Source organism: Bacillus sp. Je.9.29.b (assembly GCF_051129925.1).
Lineage (GTDB): Bacteria > Bacillota > Bacilli > Bacillales > Bacillaceae > Bacillus > Bacillus safensis.
The window spans coordinates 155,682-178,608 of record NZ_JBCPSO010000001.1; the positions used below are offsets into that span (position 1 = coordinate 155,682).

General features: G+C 41.4%; 22 protein-coding genes and 1 pseudogene. 12 read left to right on the forward strand and 11 right to left on the reverse strand.

Going from position 1 to position 22,927, the window contains the following annotated elements; genetic code table 11:
- Window positions 1–20 precede the first annotated feature (20 nt).
- Window positions 21–974: an LCP family protein gene (locus AAZR19_RS00830; RefSeq protein WP_041110026.1), complete on the forward strand. Its 954-nt coding sequence runs from the start codon at window positions 21–23 to the stop codon at window positions 972–974.
- A 68-nt stretch (window positions 975–1,042) separates the two neighbouring features.
- On the opposite strand, the gene AAZR19_RS00835 is transcribed toward AAZR19_RS00830, so the two are convergent.
- Window positions 1,043–1,405 carry a hypothetical protein gene (locus AAZR19_RS00835; RefSeq protein ID WP_041110028.1) on the reverse strand — a complete coding sequence of 121 codons (363 nt, stop codon included), beginning with the start codon at window positions 1,403–1,405 and terminating at the stop codon, window positions 1,043–1,045.
- Window positions 1,406–1,562: 157 nt separating this feature from the next.
- Between AAZR19_RS00835 and AAZR19_RS00840 the strand changes: the two genes are divergently transcribed.
- Window positions 1,563–2,180 (forward strand): TVP38/TMEM64 family protein, encoded by a 618-nt coding sequence (locus AAZR19_RS00840; protein ID WP_024425492.1) that lies wholly within the window; start codon window positions 1,563–1,565, stop codon window positions 2,178–2,180.
- Entirely contained in the window at window positions 2,180–2,692 is a 513-nt protein-coding gene (gene lepB, locus AAZR19_RS00845) for a signal peptidase I (protein WP_041110030.1), read from the forward strand. Before AAZR19_RS00840 ends, lepB begins: the two co-directional genes overlap by 1 nt.
- A gap of 38 nt (window positions 2,693–2,730) precedes the next feature.
- On the opposite strand, the gene AAZR19_RS00850 is transcribed toward lepB, so the two are convergent.
- Window positions 2,731–3,876 (reverse strand): AbrB family transcriptional regulator, encoded by a 1,146-nt coding sequence (locus AAZR19_RS00850; protein WP_151039543.1) that lies wholly within the window; start codon window positions 3,874–3,876, stop codon window positions 2,731–2,733.
- 266 nt (window positions 3,877–4,142) lie between these two features.
- On the opposite strand from AAZR19_RS00850, the gene AAZR19_RS00855 reads away from it, so the two are divergent.
- The 3 genes from AAZR19_RS00855 to AAZR19_RS00865 are packed head-to-tail and all read left to right on the forward strand — an operon-like array spanning window position 4,143 to window position 5,865.
- Window positions 4,143–4,565, forward strand: a complete 423-nt coding sequence (locus AAZR19_RS00855) for a BlaI/MecI/CopY family transcriptional regulator (protein WP_024425495.1) — start codon at window positions 4,143–4,145, stop codon at window positions 4,563–4,565.
- Window positions 4,558–5,397 (forward strand): M56 family metallopeptidase, encoded by an 840-nt coding sequence (locus AAZR19_RS00860; protein ID WP_034282157.1) that lies wholly within the window; start codon window positions 4,558–4,560, stop codon window positions 5,395–5,397. Before AAZR19_RS00855 ends, AAZR19_RS00860 begins: the two co-directional genes overlap by 8 nt.
- A gap of 57 nt (window positions 5,398–5,454) precedes the next feature.
- The gene (locus AAZR19_RS00865) at window positions 5,455–5,865 is read left to right on the forward strand and encodes a DoxX family protein (protein WP_034282155.1); all 411 of its coding nucleotides are present in this window, start codon (window positions 5,455–5,457) and stop codon (window positions 5,863–5,865) included.
- A 197-nt stretch (window positions 5,866–6,062) separates the two neighbouring features.
- Here the strand turns inward: AAZR19_RS00865 and AAZR19_RS00870 are convergent, their stop codons facing one another.
- Window positions 6,063–6,509 carry a ferritin-like domain-containing protein gene (locus tag AAZR19_RS00870; protein ID WP_041110034.1) on the reverse strand — a complete coding sequence of 149 codons (447 nt, stop codon included), beginning with the start codon at window positions 6,507–6,509 and terminating at the stop codon, window positions 6,063–6,065.
- A 152-nt stretch (window positions 6,510–6,661) separates the two neighbouring features.
- Between AAZR19_RS00870 and addB the strand changes: the two genes are divergently transcribed.
- From addB to AAZR19_RS00895, 5 genes are read left to right on the forward strand one after another with little or no spacing between them, the layout of a single operon-like run.
- Window positions 6,662–10,171, forward strand: a complete 3,510-nt coding sequence (addB, locus tag AAZR19_RS00875; RefSeq protein WP_434702080.1) for a helicase-exonuclease AddAB subunit AddB — start codon at window positions 6,662–6,664, stop codon at window positions 10,169–10,171.
- Window positions 10,149–13,853, forward strand: coding sequence for a helicase-exonuclease AddAB subunit AddA (gene addA, locus AAZR19_RS00880; RefSeq protein WP_218677312.1), 3,705 nt, complete (start codon window positions 10,149–10,151; stop codon window positions 13,851–13,853). The genes addB and addA overlap by 23 nt, the downstream gene beginning before the upstream one ends.
- Before the next feature lie 26 nt (window positions 13,854–13,879).
- Window positions 13,880–15,055 carry an exonuclease subunit SbcD gene (gene sbcD, locus AAZR19_RS00885; RefSeq protein WP_024425501.1) on the forward strand — a complete coding sequence of 392 codons (1,176 nt, stop codon included), beginning with the start codon at window positions 13,880–13,882 and terminating at the stop codon, window positions 15,053–15,055.
- Window positions 15,052–18,447 (forward strand): AAA family ATPase, encoded by a 3,396-nt coding sequence (locus AAZR19_RS00890; RefSeq protein WP_434702081.1) that lies wholly within the window; start codon window positions 15,052–15,054, stop codon window positions 18,445–18,447. The genes sbcD and AAZR19_RS00890 overlap by 4 nt, the downstream gene beginning before the upstream one ends.
- Before the next feature lie 19 nt (window positions 18,448–18,466).
- Window positions 18,467–18,766, forward strand: coding sequence for an HNH endonuclease (locus tag AAZR19_RS00895; protein WP_395894462.1), 300 nt, complete (start codon window positions 18,467–18,469; stop codon window positions 18,764–18,766).
- A 47-nt stretch (window positions 18,767–18,813) separates the two neighbouring features.
- Here the strand turns inward: AAZR19_RS00895 and AAZR19_RS00900 are convergent, their stop codons facing one another.
- From AAZR19_RS00900 to AAZR19_RS00935, 8 genes are all read right to left on the reverse strand, one after another.
- Window positions 18,814–19,032: a spore germination protein gene (locus tag AAZR19_RS00900; RefSeq protein WP_003211468.1), complete on the reverse strand. Its 219-nt coding sequence runs from the start codon at window positions 19,030–19,032 to the stop codon at window positions 18,814–18,816.
- A gap of 22 nt (window positions 19,033–19,054) precedes the next feature.
- Window positions 19,055–19,486, reverse strand: coding sequence for a spore germination protein GerPE (locus AAZR19_RS00905; RefSeq protein ID WP_024425504.1), 432 nt, complete (start codon window positions 19,484–19,486; stop codon window positions 19,055–19,057).
- Window positions 19,486–19,662, reverse strand: coding sequence for a germination protein GerPD (locus AAZR19_RS00910; RefSeq protein ID WP_003210893.1), 177 nt, complete (start codon window positions 19,660–19,662; stop codon window positions 19,486–19,488). The genes AAZR19_RS00905 and AAZR19_RS00910 overlap by 1 nt, the downstream gene beginning before the upstream one ends.
- A complete protein-coding gene (locus AAZR19_RS00915; protein ID WP_024425505.1) occupies window positions 19,659–20,273 on the reverse strand; it encodes a spore germination protein GerPC in 615 nt (204 codons plus the stop codon). The genes AAZR19_RS00910 and AAZR19_RS00915 overlap by 4 nt, the downstream gene beginning before the upstream one ends.
- Window positions 20,274–20,303: 30 nt before the next feature.
- Complete coding sequence (locus AAZR19_RS00920) at window positions 20,304–20,537, reverse strand: spore germination protein GerPB (RefSeq protein ID WP_003210877.1); 234 nt, start codon at window positions 20,535–20,537, stop codon at window positions 20,304–20,306.
- Window positions 20,538–20,551: 14 nt separating this feature from the next.
- Window positions 20,552–20,773, reverse strand: a complete 222-nt coding sequence (locus tag AAZR19_RS00925) for a spore germination protein (protein ID WP_024425506.1) — start codon at window positions 20,771–20,773, stop codon at window positions 20,552–20,554.
- 125 nt (window positions 20,774–20,898) lie between these two features.
- The gene (locus tag AAZR19_RS00930; protein WP_029707539.1) at window positions 20,899–21,060 is read right to left on the reverse strand and encodes an aspartyl-phosphate phosphatase Spo0E family protein; all 162 of its coding nucleotides are present in this window, start codon (window positions 21,058–21,060) and stop codon (window positions 20,899–20,901) included.
- 122 nt (window positions 21,061–21,182) lie between these two features.
- The gene (locus tag AAZR19_RS00935) at window positions 21,183–22,277 is read right to left on the reverse strand and encodes a CotH kinase family protein (RefSeq protein ID WP_395894463.1); all 1,095 of its coding nucleotides are present in this window, start codon (window positions 22,275–22,277) and stop codon (window positions 21,183–21,185) included.
- 205 nt (window positions 22,278–22,482) lie between these two features.
- On the opposite strand from AAZR19_RS00935, the pseudogene cotG reads away from it, so the two are divergent.
- Window positions 22,483–22,908 (forward strand): annotated as a pseudogene (cotG, locus tag AAZR19_RS00940) (spore coat protein CotG); the annotation flags it as partial.
- Window positions 22,909–22,927: the final 19 nt, after the last annotated feature.

A 22,927-nucleotide genomic window follows, 5' to 3' on the forward strand; every position in this document is an offset into this window, starting at 1 on the left:
AGAGTGAGGGTTCGGAAAGGATGAAGGAAAAAAGATCAAAAAGAAGACTAAGGCCTTGGGTAAAAGCCGTGCTGTTTATCATGGCATTTGTCATGGTGATGGCAGTGTCCGTGACTGGATACGCATACTATAAAATTTCAAAAGCGTCGAATAAGGCGCAAGTATCATTAGAAAGAGGAGACACTTCGCAAAAGCGTGTGAAAGCTTTTGATCCAGGAAAGGACAGCTTTTCGGTGCTGCTGCTTGGAATTGACAGCCGTCCAGGTGAAACGGTAGATGAAGCAAGAAGTGATGCGGTCTTACTGGCGGCGGTGAACCGAACAGACAAAACCATTAAGCTTCTCAGTATTCCTCGTGATTCTTATGTAGATATACCGGGAAGAGGATATGATAAAATTGCTCACGCCCATGCGTTTGGGAGTGCAGATTTGTCAGTCAAAACGGTCGAAAATTTGTTGAACATTCCTGTAGACTATGTGATTTCAGGGAACTTTAAGGCGTTTCAAGACATTGTGGATGAGCTAAATGGAATTGACGTAACGATTAAAGATGAAGGTATCGCAAAACAGATGGAAAAGGATTCAAAGGGAAAAGTTCAAGTGCAAACAGGCACTCATAGACTGAATGGCGAAGAAGCTTTGGCCTTTGTGAGAACGAGAAAGGCTGATAGTGATCTCATGCGCGGAAAGCGCCAAATGGAAGCACTTCAAGCCATCTTTGAAAAATCTAAATCGATTTCTTCGATCCCGTCATACGACAACATCATTGATACGCTTGGTGATAATGTCTCAACCAACCTTTCCATGAAACAGTTCATCGGTCTTTTTCCATTACTGAGCTCATTGAAATCAGTTGATACGATTCAGCTAAAGGGCCATGATTATCAGCCTGGGAATGTATATTACTTTGAGTTAGATGGACCAGGATTAGAAGAAGTTAGAACAGAGCTGAGAAAACAGCTTGAATTATCATAAATAAGAAGGAGCCTGCCGCAGCGGCAGGCTTTTTTTGCATGGGTACCACGCCGCATTTCAGCAAGAAGTTAATTTGCTTGATGCAGAAAATATGCAGTCAGCAGTTCCTCTACTCGATGACGTATACGCGGATTAAAGTATTTATGCTTTTCTTCATAGCCATTTATGATAAATAGATACGTTGTAAATCCTTCATCGTGTTCAATTTGCTGTACTTTCATATTTTCTTTACGTAAATGCTGCTTCAGTTCGTAAAGTGCTTTCTGTGCTTCCTTTAACACAGAGGTCACAAGCTGAATGTATGGTTCATTTAGTTTAAATGTTTGATGTTGTTTTAAGTGTGTCAGGTCACGATTGAGGATGGAGATGACCATTGGAAGAAAGATGGCCTGTTCCATCATCTGAAGCTGTATTCTTGTTAGTCTTGTCATGTCCAAGCCTGCTTTCTTTATGGATAGAACAAATGTTCTTATTTATTATATCGAATGAGTCAAACAATCTCAAGGGGGGCGAGTGGGATTCATTTGTATATTTTTATGTTTTCCATGTAAAATGAAATGTAGACAAACCTTGAAGGAGTCAAACAAGTTGACATCATTTCTTTCTCTATTTACTCATGAAAATATCACATCATTTTTTGAAAGCTACAAGGCCTTTGGACCAATTGTCGCTATATTGCTTCCTCTGATTGAAGCATTTCTTCCGTTTTTACCACTTGTGGCGTTTGCGGTGGCCAATGCAAATGCATTCGGCCTTTGGGAAGGCTTTTTATTAACCTGGATCGGTGCAAGTGCAGGGTCTATTCTTGTCTTTTTACTGATCAGAAAATTTGGACAGATGAGAATGCTGAACTTTATCAGCAGACACCCTTCCATTAAGAAATTGATGCTTTGGGTAGAGAAGCGGGGATTTGGTCCGTTATTTATTTTACTCTGTTTTCCTTTTACACCTTCTGCAGCTGTCAATGTTGTCGCAGGCTTATCAAGAATTAGCATGTGGCAATTTTCATTAGCTGCTTTAGCTGGTAAGTGTGTCATGCTCTTTATCATTAGTTTTATCGGTTATGATCTTTCTGCTTTAGTAAAGAATCCGTTAAGAAGTGTTTTTGCGGTTCTAGTTATCGTTTTATTATGGTATGTTGGAAAGAGAGTAGAAAATAGGTTGAATATTCGAATGAGCAAGCGTGAGGACAAAGGAGGCTCTTAATGAAAAAGAAGCCATTGCTATGGTTGATGATTATTACATGCATCGTCTTATTGTTCCAGGTAAAGAATTTCATGTTTGTGAAGTATAAAGTAGAAGGGGTTAGTATGGACCCTACATTTACAGATGGAACAGAATTATTAATCAACAAGTTCTCGCCAAAACTCACGAAAATTAATCGGTTTGATTATGTGTTATTTCACGGACCCAAAAATCAAATTTTGATCAAACGAGTCATTGGGCTCCCAGGAGAATCGATCAAGTATGTAGATGATCAGTTATTTGTCGATGGGGCAAAATGGAAAGAACCCTATTTAAAAGAGCAGAAAAAACATAAAATGGGGAATGTCCTGACAGGAGATTTTCAGCTGAAAGCCATCACAGGGCAAAATAAAATCAAAAAAAACCATTACTTCGTGATCGGAGATAACCGAATACATAGCTTCGACAGCCGGCATTTTGGAACGATATCAAAGGATCAAGTAGTTGGTGTCAAAAGAAATCAGGATGAATAAAAAAAGAGGCGCTCTGCACATGCAAAGCGTCTCTTTTTTTATTTTGCGGCTTTATATTCAGGATGTCTTTTTGCCCAGACATGATGTAAGAATCGAAAAAACGGTGGCAGCATCGCAATGACAAGAATGATTCTAACGACTTGTACAGCTACTACAAAGGTTGAGTCCTCATGGAGTGTGACTGCTGTTGTTGCCATTTCTGCAATACCGCCAGGCGAAAAGGCAAGAATGGCTGTAATGACAGAAATGCCTGTGACCTCTGCAATGGCAATTGAACTGAGAACCGTTGCAGCAATCAGCCCAGCTGAGCTGACGACGGCCACAATTAACGTGTTTTTTAGCCCGACAAACATCTGTTTATTCATTTTTGACCCGATGGTTGCACCTAGAAATACCTGTGATGCGATATTCGCTTGTGCTGGCCAGTAAGGAATCAAATCATGACCTATGAGCGCACCTGCACCTACTTGAAGAGCTGCAACTCCTAACATGCTGCCAATCAGCCAAGGGGCAGGGAAATGAAGCCGAACCGCGAGGCGTGACATAAGCCAGGCACCTAAAATAAGTGCAGCAGTCCACGAGATATTTGACAGGGTGAAAACGCCGGATGAAAAGGCGCTCCCTTGCACGGTTGCAGCTGCATCCGCTGGATTTTTTGTATTTAAATAGAACACCGTAAATGGGATGGTGAGTACCACCATTAATACACGTGTTGTTTGTACGAGACTGACAACGGCTGTATTTGCTCCAACCTCTTGGGCAATCCCTGGCATAGCAGATAAACCGCCTGGTGCTGTTCCGACAAAGCTGGTCAGCATATCTGTTTTACTCAGCTTCCATAAGGCAAAGCCAGAGAGCATCGCCAGTAGAATAGAAAAAACGAGCATGAAACTCACAGGGAGCCAATGTTCAGCGAAAATATGAAGAACTTTCATGTTCATTTTCTGTCCGAGTTCGATTCCGAGAATGAATTGACCAAGGAGTAGCCATCTGCTGTGAATACGCAAGGTGTTGTTTCCTTTACGCTGAAACAGGGTGGGACGTCGCATGGCAATAAATGCAGCTGTGATTAATGTACCGACCATCCAGCCAATAGACATTCCTGTTAAAGACAAAAGAAATCCACCTAAACCGCTTATCGCGATCAAAATGAGATCGGTTCGAAGGCTGTTTCCTTGTTTCATCACATGTAAACCTTCTTCCTATAAATTTGTTCAGTAAGTGAAATGTTGTTATCTTCACTATAATACAAAAGTCTCTATAAATAAAATACGAATTTTTTTACCATTTTCATAAGATTATCTTATCGTGAATCGGATAGCCTATTGATATAAATAGGTTCGTAATTTTTACCAAAAAGCAAGGTAATATGCAACGATTTTCCCCTATTTTGGTTATCTGTTGACTATCATTTTCAATTACACTACAATGCTTAGTGTGAGGTGATGACATGAAAATTCCTTCTTTTAAATATAATGAAAAGGGATTGAATCGCTTTTTCGGTCCTTTAGAGGGAAGGATTATGGAGATCCTTTATCAAGGTGAGGATATGCCGATTAAAGAAGTGCAGCAGAAGCTGTCAGATGAGAAGCCGATTAATTTCAACACGGTGATGACTGTGCTGAACCGCTTAACCGAAAAGGGAATTGTCGAGAAGAAAACAAAAGGGCGTTCATCTATTTATAATCCCATTTTAACAAAAGAAGAATTTCTAAATGAGCAGACAAAATGGATTACCCAAGGGCTGATGGACGATTTTGGTCCACTGGCAGTGAATCATATGGTGGATGCAATTGAAAGTGCTGACCCTGAATTACTCAAAGTGCTTGAAGCAAGGCTGGCATCCAAAAAAGAGGAGCAGCAAAATGAATAAAATGAAATCGAGCCTGCTGTTTTTAGGCGGTATATTGATTGGTTTAACGATTTTTTATCAGATGGGTTATTACGTGCTTTCAAGCTTTTTTGGCTGGAATCAAGCATATAATCTCATTCATGTATGCCAGTCTGTTCTCGAATTCTATGGATTCACTCCTTTGAAATATTTTCTAGATGCTTTAGTCCTCTATACACTGGGATTTGCGATTTTCTATATGACGAAGCAAATCAAAACGTACATTCAATTCAAGCAAAATCTGATGCTTGCAGTCGATTACCACTCGACCGAATCTTTATCTGAAAAATATGCAAACGACATCATTGTGTTTCATTGTCATGAACCGCTTGCTTTCGCCATGGGGATGCTTCACCCAAAGGTCTACTTATCAACGTCTCTCATGGACATGCTGGATGAAGAGGAGATTGACGCTGTTGTTTATCATGAATTACACCACAAATACAGCTATGATCCTTTAAAGGCCTTCACATTCTCAATGCTCACAAAAGTCATTTGGTACATTCCAGTGTTAAAGCATATGAGACAAAGCTATTCCGTTTTTCGTGAAGTGATCGCAGATGACTATGCGATTCGGCAGACAGGCACTGAGCTTGGAGTAGGGCAAGCCCTTTTGAAACTGATTAAAAAGAGAACGCAGTTTCAAAAACAAACGAAGTTTGCGGTATCCTTTGGAGATCGGGCATTGAATTTAAGAATACAGAAGATCTTAAATCCAACATACAATATTCCTTTCAATGTACCCATCATTCCCATTGTCACATCAACCATTCTCATGGTGGCCTTAATGATTATGCTTAACCTAAATTACTAATTTTTTTTACTTATTAACATTACATTATGTAGTGTAAAAACAGGAGGAAATCACTATATGAAAACGAATCAAGAAATAGGAACACTTTTTGTACGTGTTATTTTAGGTATTATCTTCTTTCTACACGGACTTCAGGCATATCAAGGAGGTCTGGGGGGAACAGCGGCATTCTTTGGACAAATCGGTGTACCGGAATTTATGGCCTATATTGTAAAGACAATTGAGCTGGTCGGTGGTATCGCCTTGATTTTAGGTCTAGGAACACGTATTTTCGCAGCATTATTTGTACCAATTATGGCTGTGGCGATTATTACGGTTGGTTTTTCTAAAGGATTTGTTGGCGGTTATGAATTTGAACTATCGCTGCTTGTCATGGCGCTTTATTTAACACTCAGCGGCAGTAAGATGCTGTCCATTGATGGGTTGCTAAAACATCAGCAGCAAAGCAATGAAGCAAAATTTCATTAAACGATCATGAAAAAAACTCCTTCTGCTATTTGTGGTAGAGGAGTTTTTTTATTTATCAAATTGTCGTTTTCACGTTTGAAAAAGTGAAAGAGATGAGGGATTTGTTGAGAATAGTATTTTATTTGATAGATTGAATGAACAAAAAGCCGATTTCATTTTTTGACGGAACATACGATCTCCTATTAAAATAGGACTATCTAAGACACATGGTGCGTTATAAGATATAAAAACCATACAGCATGCTGCTGTTCATCTTGAGCGATACGTTTCATCAGCTCTTTTGTTCCTTGATCCCGGACATAATCTGATATCGTTAAGTAAAAATCGACCGTTCTTTGTTCATCTTTAAATGCGAAAAGAAGTCCTTCTCTAAATTGATCTGGACAAGGTTCTGTTACGCTTGGTTTGTGGCTTTTACCTGTTAAAGAATAATACAGCTTTGAAAATAGTTGATAGTGTCTGACTTCATCCTGGCGTATTTCTTGAATGATTTTTTTTGCCTCAGGAGTTTTTGCTCTTTGGGCAAGTTTTTCGTAGCATTGGATCGCAGAATATTCACCATTGATTGCTTTTTCAAGATCTGAAATGATTCTTGTGTTTTGGCGCATGTCATATGGCGAGTAGTCATAATAACCGTAATACATGATATTGCCAGCCTCCTTTGAGTTCATGATGGTTTATGATATGAGAAGAGTAAGGAAAGGTGCCTATATCTTTTTAGGAAGGAGAAGGGGAAAATAGCTATTTACTTTTATTTTCGCTAGAATATGAGTACATAAGAAAGGTGTTGTGGAGCGTGGAGATTCAGTTTTTAGCAGGCAGATCGGGGAGTGGAAAAACGACTGCAATCTTAGAGGAAATCAAAGAACAGCTTCGGCTTGATCCGTTGGGTCCGCCAATCATTTTTTTAGTCCCGGATCAAATGACATTCTTAATGGAATACGAGCTTGCAAAAACGTCTGAAGCTGGCGGGATGATCAGGGCCAAAGTATTTAGTTTCACGCGTCTTGCTTGGTCTATTTTACAGCAGACTGGCGGAGCGAACAGGCAATTTGTGACAAGCACAGGAATTCAAATGCTTTTAAGAAAAGTGATTGAAGAGGAGAAAGAAAAGTTTAAGGTATTCAAAAAAGCGAGTGATAAGCCGGGGTTTGTCGAGCAAATCGAAAAGACGATGGCTGAGTTCAAGAGATACTGCATGCTGCCGGAGGATATTGAAAAAATTTCATTATCGAGCATGCATTCAGAGTATACAGAAGAAAGACGGGCAGCCGAGAAATTGCATGATCTGCATGTTCTTTATCAGCAGATGGAGCAGCATTTACAAGATGAATATGTGCACTCAGAAGACTATTTGACGCTTCTCACGCAGCAAATTCCTTTATCTGAAGAAATAAAAGGAGCACACATTTATATAGATGGTTTTTATCAATTTACACCGCAGCAGCTTCTCGTCATTGAACAGCTTCTGCTGCATGCTGAGAAAATAACGGCTGCTTTCACAGTGGATCGTTCCTATCATGATAAACAGCCAAATGAACTTGATTTATTTCGTATGACAGGTAAAACGTATTTCCAGCTCTATCAGCTTGCCAAAGAGTGCGGCGCGTCCATTTCTGAGCACATTTTGGAGAGAAATAACCGTCATCTTCATACGCCAGATCTTGCTTATTTAGAACGGCAATATGAGCAGAGACCGGTGAAGCCATATCAGGAAATAACCCCTCATCTCACAATATCTAAAAGTGCAAGTAAACGAGCTGAAATTGAGGGAGTAGCGAGAGAAATTCTTCATTTAGTGAGAGAAGAAGGACTCAGACTGCGAGATATTTCGATTGTAGCGCGGCATGTAGACGACTATAAAGATACGTTAAAAGAGGTTTTTCGAGATTACGATATTCCTTTTTTTATTGATGGAAATGAATCGATGCAGTATCATCCGCTCATTGAATTAATTCGTTCGAGCTTGGATGTCATAAAAGGAAACTGGCGTTATCAGGCCGTTTTTCGCTGCGTGAAGACAGAGTTCTTATTTCCGCTCGAACTTGCCAAAAACAAAGCGAGAGAACAGGCAGATCAGCTTGAAAACTACTGTATTGCTTATGGTGTAAAAGGAGAACGCTGGACAAACGGTTCCCGTTTCCATTACAGACGATTCCAATCCTTAGATGAGGATTTTGGACAAACAGATCAAGAAATTGAAATGGAACAGATGCTGAATGATGTAAAGGAATGGATCGCACCGCCGCTTTTCCAATTGCAAAAAAGGCTGAAAAAAGCGCAAAAAGTAAAAGACATGGTAGAGGCAGTCTATGTCTTTTTAGAGGAAATACAAGTGCCGGATAAACTTGAAAAGGCTAGGCTGGAAGCTGAAGAAGCAGGTAGATTAGCTGAAGCCATGCAGCATGGACAAGTATGGGATGCTGTTATTCAATTAATGGATGAATTTGTTGAAATGCTCGGTGAGGAGGAGCTCTCATTTCCTTTATTCCAACAGATGATGGATACAGGATTGGCCTCTTTAAAATTCGCTTTAATTCCGCCTTCACTCGACCAAGTATTTATCGGAAGTATGGACTTATCGAGAATGTATCAAGTGAAGTGTATGTTTATCATTGGGGTAAATGATGGCGTTATTCCCGCACGCCCTTCTGACGAAAGTGTTTTGTCTGAGGATGACCGGGAATGGTTAAAACGAGCAGGAGCAGAACTCGCAGAGACAGGAAAGGAACGGCTGCTAGATGAGCAATTTTTAATTTACCAGGCGCTGTCGAGTCCATCTCATCATTTGTATCTGTCTTATTCAGTGTCAGATGAAGAGGGGCGCTCTCTATTGCCTTCGACTCTTATCAAGTATTGTCAGGAGCTTATGCCAAATCATGAGCATGCTTTGTATGTGTTAGACCCGGAACAGCTGGATGACAAGGAGCAATTAAAATTTGTAGCGAATGAGCATGTCTCGTTATCGTATACTGTCTCGCAGCTGCAGCAATGGCTCAACCAATACCCCATCAGTGGTGTATGGTGGAGTGTCTATAATTATTTGATGACGTCATCTCATCGGGATGTATCAAAAAACATCTTATCGAGTTTGTTTTTTACAAATCGAGCGAAGCGCTTAAAACCAAACGTCACAAAAGAACTTTATGGTGATCACATTCAAGGCAGTGTTTCAAGAATGGAGAAATTCAATGCGTGTGCATTTTCTCACTTTGCTTCCCACGGGTTAAAACTAAAGGACCGGCAATTTTATAAATTGGAAGCACCCGATATCGGCCAGCTGTTTCACTCAGCTTTAAAGCATATTTCAGATACGCTTGTTGAACAAAAAAAGGATTGGAAAAATCTAACGAAGGATGACTGTGTCAACTATTCAAGACATGCAATCGAACAGCTTGCACCGCGTCTTCAAAAGGAAATCCTATTAAGCTCTAACCGGCATGCTTATATTAAAGAAAAGCTCCAGAAAATCTTGATTCGAGTCTCTTCTATCTTAAGTGAGCATGCAAGAGTGAGTGGATTTTCTCCCGTTGGGCTTGAGTTAGGCTTTGGCGGCCAAGGGCCACTTCCGCCGTTTACTTTTCAATTGAAAAATGGCTGCACGATGGAGCTTGTCGGAAGAATTGACCGGGTGGATAAAGCAGAAGGTTCAAAAGGGCTGCTGTTGAGAATCGTCGACTACAAATCGAGTGAGAAAGGTCTTGATCTAGCAGAAGTATACTATGGGCTGGCCTTGCAAATGCTCACATACTTAGACCTGACCATTACGTATTCGAAGGAGTGGCTCGGTGTAGAAGCAACGCCAGCTGGCATTTTATATTTCCATATTCATGATCCGCTCATTCAAGCACCGATTCCGCTTGCAGAGGATGAAATTGAGCAGGAAATATTCAAGAAATTTAAAATGAAAGGTCTATTGCTTGAAGATGTAGAAGCGGTAAAGCTAATGGATCAAACGCTTGAATCAGGAAGATCACAAGTCATTCAAGCTGGATTGAAAAAGGATGGGTCTTTCCGTTCTGACTCTGCTGTTTTAAGTGAAGATCATTTCCATATACTCACACAGCATGTTCGGCGCACGTTTGAAGAGGCAGGCGAAAGAATTACAAATGGCGAGGTAGCCATTAATCCATATAAATTGAAGGATCAAACACCATGCCGCTTTTGTTCATTTAAGTCTATTTGCCAATTTGATGAATCGATAGAGGATAATGAATTTAGAGTGCTTTCATCTGAAAAGGATGATGTTGTGATAGACCGGATCAAAAAAGAAGGGGATCAGTATGCAAATACCAAAACCGAATAACAGTACTTGGACGGATGACCAGTGGGAAGCCATCGTTTCAGAAGGACAAGATATCCTTGTTGCGGCGGCGGCAGGGTCAGGTAAAACAGCTGTTTTGGTTGAACGGCTGATTCGAAAAATGACCCGTCCTGAAGATCCAGTCGATGTGGATCGTCTGCTCGTTGTGACTTTCACAAATGCATCTGCGGCAGAGATGAAGCATCGGATCACAGAAGCACTTGAAAAGGAATTAGCCAAGAACCCCGGGTCTCTTCATATGAGAAGACAGCTGTCACTCATGAATCGTGCCAATATTTCTACCCTGCACTCCTTTTGCTTGCAGGTTCTGCGCACCTTTTACTATGAGATTGACCTTGATCCAGGCTTTCGTTTGGCTGATCAAACAGAAGGAGAATTATTAGGAGATGAAGTGTTAGATGAACTGTTTGAGGATGAATATAAGGCTGGAAAGCCAGCGTTCTTTGAACTGGTTGATCGTTACACTTCTGACCGTCATGATTTAGACTTGCAATGGCTTGTGAAGAGAATTTATGAGTTTTCCAGATCTCACCCTTCACCTGAGCAATGGATGAGGGCATTCCTTTCTCTTTATGATGTAGAAGCTCAAACAAAAGTAGAACAATTACCGTTTTACCCATATATCAAAGAGGACCTTTCTCTCGTTTTTCGAAGCTGTCTGGAACTGCTCGAACGAGCTCTCGCCCTATCAAAAGAACCGGGTGGGCCGGCGCCGAGAGCAGAAAATTTTATAGATGATTTAGAGCAAGTCAATGAATTAATCAGGCATCAAGATGATTTTGAGAGGCTTTACGAGCTTTTGCCAAACATCAATTTTAAAAGGCTCAAAACATGTAAAGGGGACGAATATGACCCTGTGCTGTTAGAAAAAGCCACAGATGCACGCAATCAAGCAAAAAAACAATTAGAAAAGCTCAAAGATGAATACTTTATGCGCAGTCCCGCCCAGCATTTGAAAAGCTTAGCTGAAATGAAGCCGGTGGTCGAAACACTTGTGGAGCTTGTCATCCAATTTGGACAGCGCTTCGAAAGAGCGAAGCAAGAAAAATCAATCGTGGATTTTTCGGATTTAGAGCATTATTGCTTACGCATTTTAGCAGAGCAGGACGCGGAAGGAAATTTGATTGAAACAGAAGCGGCCAAGTACTATCAACAGCAGTTTGAAGAAGTGCTCGTTGATGAATACCAGGATACAAACCTTGTACAGGAAACGATTTTAAGGCTTGTCTCTAAAGGGGAACATGCTGCAGAGGGCAACCTGTTTATGGTTGGTGATGTAAAGCAGTCCATATATCGTTTTAGACTGGCTGAACCCATGCTCTTTTTAAACAAATATAAACAATTTACACCAGACGGCAAAGAAACAGGGAAGAGAATTGATTTAAATAAAAACTTCCGCAGCCGTTCAGATGTGTTAGACAGTACGAACTTTTTGTTCAAACAGCTGATGGGGGAAACAGTTGGAGAAATTGAATATGATGAACAAGCTGAATTAAAGCTTGGAGCGAGTTATCCAGAAAGCGAAGATACAACGACAGAAATGCTTCTTGTACATTTAGATCAACAGGAAGCAGAAACTGACGAAGAGAGAGAAGAGCTAGAGACCGTACAACTAGAAGCGAGAGTCATTGCTAAAAAAATAAGGCAATTGGTGGAGCAGCCATTTCAAGTGTACGATTCAAAACAGCAAATGACCCGTAACTTGCAGTATCGGGACATTGTGATTTTGCTTCGCTCCATGCCATGGGCACCGCAAATGATGGAGGAATTGAAGAAGCAGGGAATCCCTGTGTATGCGAATCTTTCCTCCGGTTATTTTGAAGCAACAGAGGTGTCTGTGATTCTTTCTCTGTTAAAAGTCATCGATAATCCATATCAGGATATCCCGCTTGCAGCTGTATTAAGATCACCAATTGTTCATTTAGACGAAAATGAAATGGCACTGATTCGCACGAGTGATAAAAAAGGCACTTATTATGATGCTGTGAAGGCATTTATGAGTGTGACTCATTCAGATCACCCTACATGCAAAAAACTAGAACGATTTTTCAGGTTGCTGCGTAAGTGGCGTGATTTCTCCATGAATCATTCAGTAGCGGAATTGATTTGGGAAGTATACCGCGATACGCAGTATCTAGATTACGTTGGCGGGATGCCTGGAGGCAAGCAGAGACAGGCGAACCTCCGTGCTCTTTATGATCGAGCGAAGCAGTATGAAAAAGCTGCCTTTAGAGGGCTGTTCCGTTTTCTTCGTTTTATCGAAAGAATGCAGGAGCGTGGAGATGATCTTGGTGCGGCAAAAACGTTCAGTGAAACAGAGGACGTTGTTCGCATGATGACGATCCACAGCAGTAAAGGATTGGAATTTCCAATCGTCTTTACCGCAGGACTCGGCAGGAACTTTAATATGATGGACTTAAACCAGTCCTACTTGCTTGATAAAGAATTAGGATTTGGAAGCAAATATATTCATCCAGAGCTGAGAATTAGCTATGCAACATTACCGCTTGTGGCAATGAAAAAAAAGATGAGAAAAGAGCTATTATCTGAAGAGCTGAGAGTTCTATATGTAGCGCTCACAAGGGCTAAAGAAAAATTATTTCTTGTCGGCTCTGTCAAAAATCAGGTGAAGGCATTAAGCAAATGGCAAAATGCTGCAACCGGAGAGGACTGGCTCCTCCCTGATTTTGAACGTTATCAATCGAAAACATACTTAGATTTTATTGGTCCTGCTCTCATCCGTCACCAAGCAATGTCATCTATTTTAGAAGAAACAGGTGATGTTGTTCTTTCACACCCATCAGCATTCACGATCTCATTTACTCAAGCTTCCGATCTTCTAAAAGAAGATATGTCACTTGAAAAGAAGCAGCAGGACGAGGTGGTACAAGCTTTGATGGAAGGTCTGCCTGTTGAAGAATATGGTGATGCTGATGAGAAAGTAGCAGAGAGACTTTCATGGAGATACCCGTATCTAGCGGCCTCACAAGTCGGCACAAAGCAGTCTGTTTCCGAGATAAAAAGAATGAAAGAAATACAGGATGAGTACAGTGTTCCTTCTTCTCTTCAAAAAGCCCGTGCCACGATGTATGACCGGCCGGCTTTCATGAAGAAAAAAACACTCACAGCCGCAGAGCAAGGCACCGCAATGCATACAGTCATGCAGCATATTGCGCTTCCTTCTGACGAGCCCTTCGATGAAATCCGTATACATCAGCTGCTCGATTCCTTACAGCAGCGAGACTTGCTAACAAATGAACAAGTCCAGTCAATTGATCAAGAAGGAATTGCAGCTTTCTTCTCTACTTCTATTGGTCAAAAGCTGCGGAAAGCGGACTGGGTGAAACGAGAAGTGTCATTTAGTATGGTGTTACCTGTTAAAGAGGTATACAGCCATATTGATGCAGAGGGGGAGCCTGTCCTTATTCAAGGGATGATTGACTGTTTATTTGAAACGGATGGAAAACTATATTTACTAGATTATAAAACAGATAGAGTGCAAGGCAGATATACAGGCGGTCTTGAAGCAGCTGTACCTATATTGAAAAAGCGCTATGAAACTCAAATAGCGTTATATGCACAAGCAGTGGAACGTTTAACAAACAGAACATTAGAGGAGAAAATTCTTTATTTCTTTGATGGGAATTTAGAAATTTCATTATAAATGTATCGGAATGAGAGGTGAATCACATGAGGATTTTGCATACGGCAGATTGGCATTTAGGAAAAACCCTTGAAGGCCGGAGCCGGCTTGATGAGCAAGCACAGTTTTTAGATGAGCTGTATCAAATCGTAAAAGACGAACATATTGATGTCATTGTCATGGCTGGAGACGCCTTTGATACAGTGAATCCGCCTGCTAGAGCAGAACAGCTTTTTTATGAAAGTCTATCCGCCTTATCTGATAAAGGAAAACGTCAGGTCGTGGTCATCTCAGGCAACCATGATAATCCGGATCGACTATCTGCCGCATCTCCTTTAACAAATGATCAGGGGATTCATTTAATTGGATATCCGACAAATGACATCATCCGCGTCGATGTTCCTTCTTCGAGTGAACGTTTATCCATTGCAGCACTCGCTTATCCGTCTGAAGCGCGACTTAACGAGGTGCTGGCTGAAACATTTGAAGAGAAATTGCTTCGTGATCATTACAATTTAAAAATACAGCAAGCGTTCCAACATTTAAGCGCTCAATTTCAAGCCGATACGGTCAATATCGCAACAAGCCATATTTATGTGGCAGGAGGAAGTCAAACAGATTCAGAAAGACCGATTGAAGTAGGCGGTGCATATACCGTTGCAGCTGAAAGTCTGCCAGAAGCAGCCTGCTATGTGGCCCTTGGTCATTTGCACCGCCCGCAAACCATCAAACGTGCCAAAACGATTGCCCGCTATTCCGGGTCCCCTCTTGCTTACAGCTTTTCTGAATCAGGATATGCCAAATCAGTCACGATTGTAGAGGCAAAACCTAATGAAAAAGCAAGCTGGAAAGAAGTGTTGTTATCAAGCGGAAAACCACTTGTGAAATGGAAGGCAACTGAAGGATTGAGCCAAGTACACGAGTGGCTGGATGAAAAACGGGATCTTCAGGCATGGATTGATTTAGAGATTCATTTAACAGATCAGCTCTCCATAGAAGAGATCCATCAGCTCCGAAAGCAGCATAGCGGGTTTGTCCATATTAGACCGAAATTTAAAGAACTTCAGCAAATGGAAGAACAAAAGCAAGCCGAAAAGCTCTCAATCGAAGAGCGGTTCGTGAAATTTTATGAGCGCCAGACAGGCGGCGGTCTTCCTGATGAAAAAACAGTCAAGCTGTTTTTGGAGCTCGCCAATGAAATGCAAGAGGAGGAAGCGACTTGAAGCCGATTACGCTAACCATTAAAGGACTTCATAGCTTCAGAGAAGAACAAACAATTGACTTTAGCTCATTATGTGATGCAGGTGTGTTTGGCATTTTTGGACCGACAGGAAGCGGAAAGTCGTCCATATTAGACGCCATGACCCTGGCACTTTATGGAAAAGTGGAACGTGCGTTAAATAATACACATGGTATTTTGAACCAAGCGGAAGAGAAGCTGTCAGTTTCCTTTACGTTCGCTTTACAAAAGGAACACCACATTTCTTATAAAGTCGAACGTGGCTTCAAGCGGGCAGATGAAATGAAAGTCAGAACGACACTATGCCGTCTGATTGAAATTGGTGATACGCAGACAGTTCTTGCAGATAAAGCGAGTGAGGTCAATCGTAAAATAGAAGAATTACTCGGGTTAACCATTGATGATTTTACGCGAGCGGTTGTCTTGCCTCAAGGGAAGTTTGCAGAATTCCTTTCCCTAAAAGGAACCGATAGACGACAAATGCTACAGCGTTTGTTTAACCTGGAAAAGTATGGGGATCAGCTCGTCAAACGTTTGCGCGCAAAGGCGCAGAATCAGTATGGACAAAAAAATGAACTGCTTGCTGAGCTGAATGGCTTAGGAGAAGCTGGCCCAGAGGCGCTCGCAAAGGCAAAGGAAGCGGCTGAGCAGGCAAAGGCTATTTTTCATGAGAAAAAACAAGCGCGGGATGAAGCGTTCACTGCTTTTACAAAGGCGCAAACAATTTGGCAGTATCAAAAGGAACGAGAAGCTTATGAGACGGAACTAAACCATCTGAATCAACTGGCACCATCAATGGAAGAGAAAAAGGCCAAGCTTCATATTGCTGAGCAGGCAGAGGCATTAAAACCTTATGCGGATGCATTAACAAAAGCTGAAAATCAGCTTTCTCAAGCATTAAAAGAGAAGCAGGAAGCAGAATATCAGCTTCTGCATCAACGAACGATCTATGATCAAATGACGCAAAACTATGAGCAAGCCAGGCAAAAGAAAATAGAAACTGAGCCAGAACTTCTCCAAAAGAAAGAGCAGCTGATTCAGCTAAAGGAAATTGAACGGAAAAAAGAGGCGGCTCTTCAGGAAAAGACGACAATCGAACAGCGGAAAAATGATACAGCGCAGCAATTATTACAAAAAAAAGAAGAAGCAGATAATCTCCAATCTTTGTTAGAACGTGCACTCGCAAAACAAACACAGCTGAAGCGTGAGCTGGAGCAATTACAAGTCTCTGTAAAAGAACGGAAAAGTGTACAGGATGCTTTGCGTTTAAGCGAAAATGTTCAAAGAATACACCAAAGCATACACAAGGAACAACAAAAGATGGAGGAGCTCAAAAAGCGATCAACACAGACCGCAGCAGCATATGAAAAGCTTCAAATACAGCAAAAAGACCATCATGAAAAAATAGACCAATCGTTTCAAGCGATAGAACAGCTTTATTTCTATGTATGTGAATTCGAACGGGCTTTTACAGAATGGAGTAAAAGAGAACAAAGTCAGAAGCTCGAAAAATTAAAACAGCGTGATGCTGTTAGGGCGGCAGAATTAAGAAAAGAATTAGCGGCAGAGCTCGTAGATGGTGAGCCATGTCCTGTTTGTGGATCGATTCATCATGACCCAAAGGCATTGGAAAACAATGACCATGAAGAAACAGTGGCACAAATCGATGAAGTGATTCAACGGATGGACACAGAGCTCAAGCAAGCAGAGGAATATACAAGAGACATGTATGCCGCCAAGCAGTTATTGGAAACGCACGCCAATCAATTAGTAAAGCAGTTTGCCTTTTTATCTCAGAAAGCTCCAGGTGCGGAAGTTGCAGCAGCAGTAGAAGCAGTGCAAAAGCCGGAGTCCTTGCAGTATCTCATGCAAGAATGGAAAGGCTTGAAACAAGATATTCAAGAAGTTGAACGTAAAAGAGCTCGTTTAATGGATGAAACATATGATCAAGCAGCAGAGATAAGCAAGACGAAAGATCAAATGACATTTGATCAGCAGCGTATCGAAGAATTAGACGGGCTGATCAAGGAGCTCCAATCTGAGCTTTCAGAGCAAACGTCTCAATTTGAACAGGCCTTCCCGCACTTAACATTGCACCAAGTACAAGAGATGCAAAAGCAGATCGACGAAAAGGACCAGCAAGCGGAAGGCTATAAAGAGCGTATTGAGAAAAGTATTTCATTTTTGGAAGAAAAACAGCTGGCAAAAGAACAGCTGCAAACAGCCATATACGATGTAGAGAAGGAACTTGATAAACTCGCGCATCAGCTAGAAAGCCAGCATCAGCTCATTCATCAATATGAAACAGATTTAGGGAGATATCCATTGAAAGCTGTCTCTATTTCTGATGAACTGATTGAAGTTGAACACACGCTTGCTCGTCTCAATGAAATGGAACAGCAATCGTACAAGCAATTTCAGCACGCGCAGGAGCTCTTTAGTGAAGCACAAAGTCATTTTTCAAGCTGTGAGCGTCAGCTTCAAGAGGCTGACCGGAGAAAACAAGAAGCAAGTGTCGCATGGACTAAAGAATCGGAGTCTTCTCCTTTTGATAAGCCTCAAGAGATTGAATCTGCTTTCATGAATCAATCAGTACGTCAATCTGTTAAACAAGAAATTGACGAATTTGAGGATAAAAGAAAGCAATGTGCCGCAAACTTAAAGCGAATTTCTGAACTGCTGAAAGATGAGTCACTAGATGAAAAGCAATGGACTGACATTCAACTGAGGAAAGAAGCGGCAGAAAAGGCATTGGAAGAAGCAACAGTGATGAGCGGCTCTGCATATGAACATCTGCGTGTAATGGAAGAAAATCACCAGCGATTTGCAAGTATTCATGAACTCTTGGCGGAGCTGCAGCAAGAAATTGATCGGCTCGATAAGCTGCAAACCGTGTTTAAAGGAAATACATTTGTTGAGTTCTTAGCAGAAGAACAGCTGGAAAGTGTCAGTCGTGATGCATCTGCCCGTCTTGGTATTTTGACAAGACAAAGGTATGCGATTGAGGTTGATTCAGAAGGCGGCTTTGTCATGCGTGATGATGCGAATGGCGGTGTCAGACGTCCAGTGTCCAGCTTGTCCGGCGGGGAAACCTTCCTGACGTCGCTTGCGCTTGCGTTAGCTCTTTCAGCACAGATTCAGCTGAGAGGTGAGTTCCCGCTGCAATTCTTTTTCCTTGATGAAGGCTTTGGTACCCTTGATCAAGACTTGCTTGATACAGTGATTACTGCATTAGAGAAATTACAGTCTCAAAACTTAGCTGTTGGTGTCATCAGCCATGTGGAAGAATTGAAAATGCGGCTGCCGAAAAAACTGATTGTCCATCCGGCAGATCCAAGCGGGAAAGGGACAACAGTCTCAATGGAATTAATGTAAATATTGAGGTGATGACGCGGTGGCAAAGCAAACAATTGGATTATGTGAGATGTGTGGAAGACAAGATGTCCTGCTCACAGAACATCACTTAACCCCAAGAGAAGAAGGCGGGACTTTTTTACCGACTGCCTTCCTATGCATCCCTTGTCATAAACAAGTACATGCCCTCTTTACAAACCAGGAGCTTGCCGCACGTTTGAACACAATTGATGCGCTGAGGCAGGATGAAAAGCTTGCTTCGTACATCAAATGGATTCGGAAACAGCCGGCAAGCAAGCTGGTCAAAACAAAAAAATCGAGACAGCGCAGAAAGAAATAAGCATAAAAAAGCGCTCCTCTATTTGAAATGGATGTAGAGGAGCTGCTTTATGCATTGCCTACCATATTCTGATCATTTAAGTCAGGATCCACATAGTTGGTGGCGCTAATACCATTATTTAATATCAAGAAATCTCCGGTATTCCCCGCTCCAGAGCCTAAAGCAGATTTTGACGAACTTTTAGGCGACAGGTAGAATGAGTCACCGACGTTTACGACGCCTCCAGAAATAGAGTTAATGTAAATGGGTCCGACAATTGCTGGCATAATCGACATCCTTTATTCGAAGTCATATCACCATCATATGCGCAGGTAGGTCCATTTGTGAGTTTTGCGGACTTTCATCATTGCTAAACAGCTCTCTAATATGCTTCACTCGCGCAACGCCATTCATTCTACAAGTAGAGCCGATTTGATAGACAGAGGACGATGATACCCCTTCTACATGGATTGAAGACACTTTAATCACAGGCTTTTCATGGTAAAATGCCGTTCTCACTGATCGTTCTGGCAGCATCAATGGAATGGGCTCATAATACACTTCAAATTCTTTCGCATCTAAATTTTCTGCTTCATAGCCATAAAACAAACTAATGGTTCGTTGAACAGCTAATACCTTGACTTTCGGGCATAGCTCCTGAGTATCACCAATTTGAACCACACTCGAAATCCCGACAGAATTCACCTTTGAAAACTTCACTTGAGATGTGCGTTTGATCATTATCGAGGCGCCAGAGGAACAAACGGGCCAATAATCAGTGATTCTGGCGGTGTATCGAAAATCGAGGATAATTGTACATGGTCTGTGTCCCCGATGATAAATAGGGAAGAGGACGATACCCCGACTACTTTAATGCTTCCAGTCTCGATGTTGCGGTTGACAACTGTGAAATTCATCCGTTTTCCTCTCCTTTCGTTTCACTTGGAATATGGGCTAAAAAGTGCTCAATCGCTCGCTTTACATCATGCTTCACATATTCAGCAATTTGCTCTGAACGCTGCAGCGGTGTCATATCTTCCCGGTGTGGCAGCTGTCCCGCATAGTATTTGATCCTGCTGTCAATTTGCTTGCGAATATCCTCAATGATATGGTGTTTGTTGCTTTCATCGAGGGACCCTTCATATCGCTGTTCTAGTTCTTCAAGAAGTTCTGGAGCTTCTTCATTTAAAAATGCATCGACAAGCTGCCGTGTTTGATTGAAAAATTGACCAGCCATTTCTTGCTGCATCATTCCAATTCCCGGGGTTGTTGTTTGGCCCACTTCAAAGTTTTGAACACTGTTTGGATCAGATGGATTGAGGCCGATATTCAGCGTTCCTTCCAGCCGTTCGATTTTCAGTTGATCAAATTGATAATCAATCCGTTCAATATTCGTTGTCGGTTTATCTTTGATCATTTGTATTTCCTGCTGAAGCTCGTTAAGCCTTTTTTCAAGCATCATGATTTGTTGCGAGTGTTTTTGAATGATGCCATATACTTGTGAAGCGTTGCTCTGATAATCATACATTTACATACACCTCCGGGGATTGCAGATGGCTTAAGTTGTTGGTGACTGAAGAGGTACAAAAGGTGCTGTGCTTGCGCCTTGAGATTCTTCAATTCCTTGTGTACCTGCTGCGGCAGGCGCTGCTTCTACGTAGCTTCCCGTGTTATACAGGTTGGAAAGGGCCTTGATGGATCCAGCACTCCCAATTTGCAGAACAGAGGAGTTACTCACAGACTCTACACGTAAATAATTAATTTGTATCGCTTGATTAATATAGAAGTTCAACGGATCCTCACTCCTTACAAGTTACCAACAAGCGGTTGATCAATGACATCACTGTCGTACGTATTTGTCACACTTTTGTAGTTGCTAATTTGTAATTGATCACCTGTATTAAAACTGCCTGCGCCAGCAAACGTTTTAACCTGACTATTTGGAGAAATGGTGATGCAGTCTCCAACATGAACGACTCCGCTCGTTCCGACGGCATTTACTTTAAAGGCTCCCACAATAGCCGGCATAGCGGTGCACATCCTTTATAAAATTAGGGCACTTGTTTTGGGCGTTTCACCATAGCTTATGATGGGTCTTTTAATGTGTGATTGTCTTTTTGAAAGCTTTTGATGAGAGGAATTAGATGTATGGCTTACCCTTTTTTTGAGCAATCTTTAGAGGTGGATTTGATGCCTTTATTTAAGAGTGTGTCAAGCTCTTGACTGCACCTGATTGTTTCTTCGGCATTCATCCCGAATTTTTTCGCAGTCTCAATTAAATGTAATCTTTTTTGTTCAATTTCATAATTGATCATAACGGACGCCAACTCTCACATTTTTTATCAAATAGAAGGATATGGTTAGTATACCCTATTTTTCTATAAAAAAAGCTGTTTCGTCAATATGAGTAATAAAGTGACAAAATTCGAAAGTGTTCTTACGTACCAAATATCTCTTTTTTGATCTCAGTCTGTAAATAACGTCGTCTTTTGTTGATATACTGCCGAATTAAGTCTCTTTCAGACTGCAAGATGTCTTTTCGATCTTTCATATATGGATCATCTCCAATTCGATCCTCAATCGATTCATGCCATTTCTCGATGACTGGGCAGAGCCGGTCTTCTACAAAATGTGTATCGAGTACATGCTGGAAAAGTGTGTAATAGGCTCTTTTAAACGAAGGGATATCTAGTAATCTAGCAGTTAATGTATTAAAGCCGTTTACTGGGATATAATCAAACGGCATTTCTTCTCCATGAATGTCACGACCCCATGTTGCATCATAATCCCAAGGAAGTACTTGAAACCTCCCTTGTTCATTTACATAAAGAGCGTAGTTATGAACAAAACCATCAAAGTTTTGTGTGCATACCACACCGATGAGCCAGCGGAAATATTGTGTCACATCTAGGTATTGTTCAATTTTTTCTGCAAAAGTGTCATCTTTCGCTGTGTTGAGAAAGTAAATAAATTCGCTCAGCTGCTGATCATGTTGAGAAGTCCCCGTTTTTTTCTCGTATCCGAGAAGAAGGTGCTTTTTTGGTTTTTTATCAAAAGAACTCAAAAGGGAGAAGTTCGCGTCATCATCAACCGCATAATAAATGCCGCCTCCTGAAAGCTGCCGTTTTTGAAGAAAGAACTCATCGACGGATTCTATTTTCAAATAAATCCCTTCTTTTCTTCCATTTATGGTGAGAAACACATGAGAAGCAGCGGGGCTATGCACCCCCATCTGCTCAAAGAAATAAAAGGACAGCCTGTTTCGGATAAACGAAGGATCATTGTACTCTGCATTTAAATGAAAGATGGATTCGCCTTGTCTTTGTTTTGGCTTTCGATATTCGATTTGATAGGACTTTTTCTTAAGCTTTCTAATGTGTGATCCGCGGTATGAAGCATAAATATGTGATTTGGTTTGGCCGGTTTTTAGAATAGCTTCAACAGGTTCATCGTTCCAAATGTCTTTTTTTAATTCAATCAGGTCTTTTGGATGAATCCACATATCAAGTTGTTTTAAAGATTCTGTGTTCATATGTTCATCAGCCTCCTATATGCTCTTCTTTACGATATGAAAGTGAAGGAATGTCCTGTACCGGCTGGTAGGTATTCATGGAGTTTTCAAGGAAAGAGGCATTCGTCACGAACACTTGTCTACCGAGTCTCGTAACATAAAGCAGAGAAGATAAACAGCTTTGTCTGTTTGTTTTGTCGAAGATAGACTGGGAGGGGAATTGTTCGTGAGTACATTTGATCATTCACACATTGAACATGCAGTAGCTTCACTTCGAAGTGAGGGACGTGATCATCACTTAGATCGTGAACCAGAATCGAGACGTTCTCATAAGTCAGCTCGTTCTCGTCATTCAAGTCGCGGTCATTGGTTCTTTGGCGGTGGTGGACGCCGTAAATCACGCCGCAGTAAAAAAAGCTACAGAAGCTATCGTTCAAAGAAAAGTTATCGCTCTAAGAAAAGCTATCGTTCGAAGAAAAGCATGAAGAGTAAAAAGTCATATAAAAGCAAAAAATCTTACAGAAGCAAAAAGAGCGAACCGAAAAAGTCACACCGCAGCAAACACAGATCTCATCATAAGAAGAGCTGCCGCAAGTCACACCGTAGCAAATGCAGATCTCATCATAAGAAAAGCTGCCGTAAGTCACACCGCAGCAAATGCAGATCTCATC

What these genes read in the sequence shown, in the direction of transcription:
- AAZR19_RS00830 (WP_041110026.1), top strand. Translation starts at nt 21, where the DNA reads ATGAAGGAAAAAAGATCAAAAAGAAGACTAAGGCCTTGGGTAAAAGCC.
- AAZR19_RS00835 (WP_041110028.1), bottom strand. Translation starts at nt 1,405, where the DNA reads ATGACAAGACTAACAAGAATACAGCTTCAGATGATGGAACAGGCCATC.
- lepB (WP_041110030.1), top strand. Translation starts at nt 2,180, where the DNA reads ATGAAAAAGAAGCCATTGCTATGGTTGATGATTATTACATGCATCGTC.
- AAZR19_RS00850 (WP_151039543.1), bottom strand. Translation starts at nt 3,876, where the DNA reads ATGAAACAAGGAAACAGCCTTCGAACCGATCTCATTTTGATCGCGATA.
- AAZR19_RS00855 (WP_024425495.1), top strand. Translation starts at nt 4,143, where the DNA reads ATGAAAATTCCTTCTTTTAAATATAATGAAAAGGGATTGAATCGCTTT.
- AAZR19_RS00860 (WP_034282157.1), top strand. Translation starts at nt 4,558, where the DNA reads ATGAATAAAATGAAATCGAGCCTGCTGTTTTTAGGCGGTATATTGATT.
- AAZR19_RS00865 (WP_034282155.1), top strand. Translation starts at nt 5,455, where the DNA reads ATGAAAACGAATCAAGAAATAGGAACACTTTTTGTACGTGTTATTTTA.
- AAZR19_RS00870 (WP_041110034.1), bottom strand. Translation starts at nt 6,509, where the DNA reads ATGTATTACGGTTATTATGACTACTCGCCATATGACATGCGCCAAAAC.
- addA (WP_218677312.1), top strand. Translation starts at nt 10,149, where the DNA reads ATGCAAATACCAAAACCGAATAACAGTACTTGGACGGATGACCAGTGG.
- sbcD (WP_024425501.1), top strand. Translation starts at nt 13,880, where the DNA reads ATGAGGATTTTGCATACGGCAGATTGGCATTTAGGAAAAACCCTTGAA.
- AAZR19_RS00900 (WP_003211468.1), bottom strand. Translation starts at nt 19,032, where the DNA reads ATGCCAGCAATTGTCGGACCCATTTACATTAACTCTATTTCTGGAGGC.
- AAZR19_RS00905 (WP_024425504.1), bottom strand. Translation starts at nt 19,486, where the DNA reads ATGATCAAACGCACATCTCAAGTGAAGTTTTCAAAGGTGAATTCTGTC.
- AAZR19_RS00910 (WP_003210893.1), bottom strand. Translation starts at nt 19,662, where the DNA reads ATGAATTTCACAGTTGTCAACCGCAACATCGAGACTGGAAGCATTAAA.
- AAZR19_RS00915 (WP_024425505.1), bottom strand. Translation starts at nt 20,273, where the DNA reads ATGTATGATTATCAGAGCAACGCTTCACAAGTATATGGCATCATTCAA.
- AAZR19_RS00925 (WP_024425506.1), bottom strand. Translation starts at nt 20,773, where the DNA reads ATGCCGGCTATTGTGGGAGCCTTTAAAGTAAATGCCGTCGGAACGAGC.
- AAZR19_RS00930 (WP_029707539.1), bottom strand. Translation starts at nt 21,060, where the DNA reads ATGATCAATTATGAAATTGAACAAAAAAGATTACATTTAATTGAGACT.
- AAZR19_RS00935 (WP_395894463.1), bottom strand. Translation starts at nt 22,277, where the DNA reads ATGAACACAGAATCTTTAAAACAACTTGATATGTGGATTCATCCAAAA.